Origin of the sequence: Methanospirillum sp. (assembly GCF_035560735.1) — an archaeon.
Taxonomy (GTDB): Archaea; Halobacteriota; Methanomicrobia; order Methanomicrobiales; family Methanospirillaceae; genus Methanospirillum.
The window spans coordinates 1-3,064 of sequence record NZ_DATMYY010000369.1 but is presented as its reverse complement, the minus strand read 5'-3'; the positions used below and the strand labels follow the sequence as shown (position 1 = coordinate 3,064).

The window sequence follows — 3,064 nt, the reverse complement described above, 5'->3', positions numbered from 1 at the left end:
GTACAATTCATTGTTATTGATCCTTCTCATTCTGGCCTGCTCCAGTATTGTTGTGCATGCTGACAAGACAGCCATCAACCTTGACACAGATGGAAATAATTTTGTATCAGCAGGAAAGTATCAGGAAGCGCTTGATGCGTATTCAAAATCTGCAGAACTTGACCCTTCATATGCACAGGCATGGAATGGAAAGGGCGTTTCACTGTTTTATCTCAGGCGGTATGACGAAGCACTTGAGGCATATGATAAGGCCCTAGCCCTGGATTCACAGTTTATCAGTGTGTATAACAACCAGGGCCGTTCACTATCTGAACTCGGGAAATACGATGATGCATTGAAGGCTTTTGACAAAGCAGTAGAACTGAATCCCAAATTTGCAGAGGCCTGGTTCAACAAAGGAAAAGTCCTTGAAAAGATGGGGCAGAATGAGTCAGCGCAGGTTGCTTTTAATAAGTCATCTGATAATGACTCCCTGACCAGCAAACAATGGTCAGTGAAGGGATTAACGTATTATGAACACGGGATGTATCAGGCAGCAGTAGATGCTCTTGATCGTGCCATCCTGAAAGATCCTTCTGATGCAAATTCCTGGCATGCGAAAGGTGATGCATTAAGAGGTCTTGGTAAAACCGATGAAGCTGGCGAAATGTACGAAAAATCAATCTCTCTCAATCCACAGTTATCAAATCCCATGACCAAACATACACCCTTTCCGATCTTCGGCCTGGGCCTGAGTCTTCTTCTGGTCTTTTCTATCCGGTCCGGAAAGATTAAGTTCAGATAAATCTTTCAAGAGAATTTATCTCTTTTCAAAAATTTTAATCATCGCGGGTGAGGTATGCAACGCACTGTGTTGCAGAGGTATCAAAAAAAAGAGGGTTAATACAGACCCTGGGCCTTGACACGATACATCTGCCAGAGAAGTCTGCCGACGACCCGGTAGGTGAAGTCAAGTTCTTCAAAGCTTGGGATGTTGTGGGCATGAAGAATCTTACGGCCCCTGTTCATGGACTCACCACCAAGTAATGTGGGAATGAGTCTCTTGTCTGTTGAACTTGAGAATTTCAGAATCTGATTTGCCATCTGCTCTGAACTTAAGATATTATTTGGGAATCCGATGATGAAACACATATCCCAGAGTGCATCATTCTTTGCCAGAACTTCAAAGGTTTTCCTGAACCGCTCCTCACTTGCATCACCAAGTAGGTCGATTGGGTTGCCCTTATTCCAAAACTCCGGGAGGAACTCATTCATCTCTTTGATCAGATAGTCTGGCAGATCAATGAGTTTGATTCCATACCTCTCGGCGTAATCCGAAGAGAGCACCGCGAATCCTCCGGCATTGGTAACCACAATTGCTCTGCGGCCTTTTGGATACCGTTTTGGATGTGACAACATCTCTGCTGCATGGAATGCTCCGGTAAGGGTGTGGACAACTAACACTCCGGATTTTCTGAATGCTTCCATGTATACATCATAAGATCCAGAGAGCGATCCAGTGTGTGATGCAGCTGCTGCCTGACCACGTGCAGATGATCCTGCCTTCAGGGCAACAACCGGCTTATGTCTGGTGACTTCACTGACGACCTCCATGAAGGCCTTACCGTTCTTGATCTGCTCAATGTAGGTGATGATGACATCAGTGCTTGGATCTGCTGCTGCAGCCCGAAGGTAATCAAAGAAGTTCAGGTCTGCCTGATTTCCGACAGAAACTACCATCGAAAAGCCAATATCCTTGGTCAGGGAGAAGTCAACCACTGTGTTGACGATTGCACCACTCTGAGAGATGAATGCAATATTGCCCGGGTTTGGTGACTGAGATACATATGTGGTATCGAGACCGATCGGCGGAATGATGAGGCCAAGGCAGTTCGGGCCAACGATCCTGGTCCCATACTTGTGAGCGATCTGAACAATCCGGTCCTCAAGCATATGACCTTCCTCGCTCATCTCCTTGAAACCGGCTGTTATCACAACAGCGATTTTCACGCCTTTCTTACCGCACTCTTCCATGACCCCTGGAACGTGCCTGGCAGGAACAGTGATGACCGCGAGATCTACTGTTTCTTCCGGGACATCAAGGATGGTTGGAAATGCCTGAAGACCCTGGATCGAATCTCGTTTGTTGTTGATAGGGTAGACCTTTCCCGGGAAGTGCAGAAGGTTGTGCATAACTGCATACCCCATCTTACTCTTCTCATCTGATGCCCCGATCACAGCCACGGATTTTGGTTTGAAGTAATCAATCGGGACTTCCATCCTGGTGTCGCTCTCGAGCATCTGGATGTTGTCATCCATGATGACACGTGCATCAACTGCACAGGCACCTGAATCATAAAGTCTGATCGGGTTGACATCAAACTCACGAAGTTCGGTCTGGTCAAGGAACATCTTGCAGATGTTCTTGATGATCTGGATGAGAACCTCTTCGTCTTTTGGTTTGGAGCCACGGTATCCGGTGATGAGCGGATATGAGTTGATCTCCTTGACCATCTCCCTGATCTCCTGTTCATCGATTGGAAGAATCCGAAGTGTTACATCCTTCATCAGTTCGACAAGGGTTCCACCGACACCAAAGGTGATAACTTTCCCAAACGTCGGATCAGTTTTTCCTCCTATGATAAGTTCAAGACCCGGAAAAGCCTGATTCTCAACGATTACACCGGTGATCTCTGCCTGGGGATTATATGCCCTGGCACCTGAAACGATCTGGTTAAAGGCCGACTGGGCTGCTTCCTTGGTACCGACTCCGACAATAACTCCACCTGCATCACTCTTGTGAATGATCTGTGGTGAGATGATCTTCATTACTACCGGAAAGCCGATGGCCTCTGCAGCCTCTCCAGCATCCTCGGCACGGGTTACTATCCTGTACTTGGGGGTCGGAATTCCATACTTGTTGAGGAGATCGTACCCCTCAGACTCACTGAGCATCCATTCTGCCATGAATCAACCTCATATCATCAGAACTCTACCGTCTTTTTGAAACAGCAAAGTTCTACAAATGACGAAGTTAACTTCGTCACTTTCTTACCTATTTTGTAAACCACCATTCCATATAAAC

The 3,064-nt window shown here is 46.6% G+C and carries 2 protein-coding genes; one reads left to right on the top strand and one right to left on the bottom strand.

Annotated elements, in window-relative coordinates; translation table 11 throughout:
- On the top strand, nucleotides 1–784 hold a 784-nt coding region (locus VN429_RS10925; protein WP_325633219.1), incomplete at its 5' end, for a tetratricopeptide repeat protein.
- Between the two features lie 95 nt (nucleotides 785–879).
- Here VN429_RS10925 and VN429_RS10920 read toward each other — a convergent pair.
- Nucleotides 880–2,946 carry an acetate--CoA ligase family protein gene (locus VN429_RS10920; RefSeq protein WP_325633217.1) on the bottom strand — a complete coding sequence of 689 codons (2,067 nt, stop codon included), beginning with the start codon at nucleotides 2,944–2,946 and terminating at the stop codon, nucleotides 880–882.
- Nucleotides 2,947–3,064: the final 118 nt, after the last annotated feature.

Excerpts from the sequence above, each read along its gene's own strand:
- VN429_RS10920 (WP_325633217.1), bottom strand. The coding sequence starts at position 2,946 with ATGGCAGAATGGATGCTCAGTGAGTCTGAGGGGTACGATCTCCTCAAC.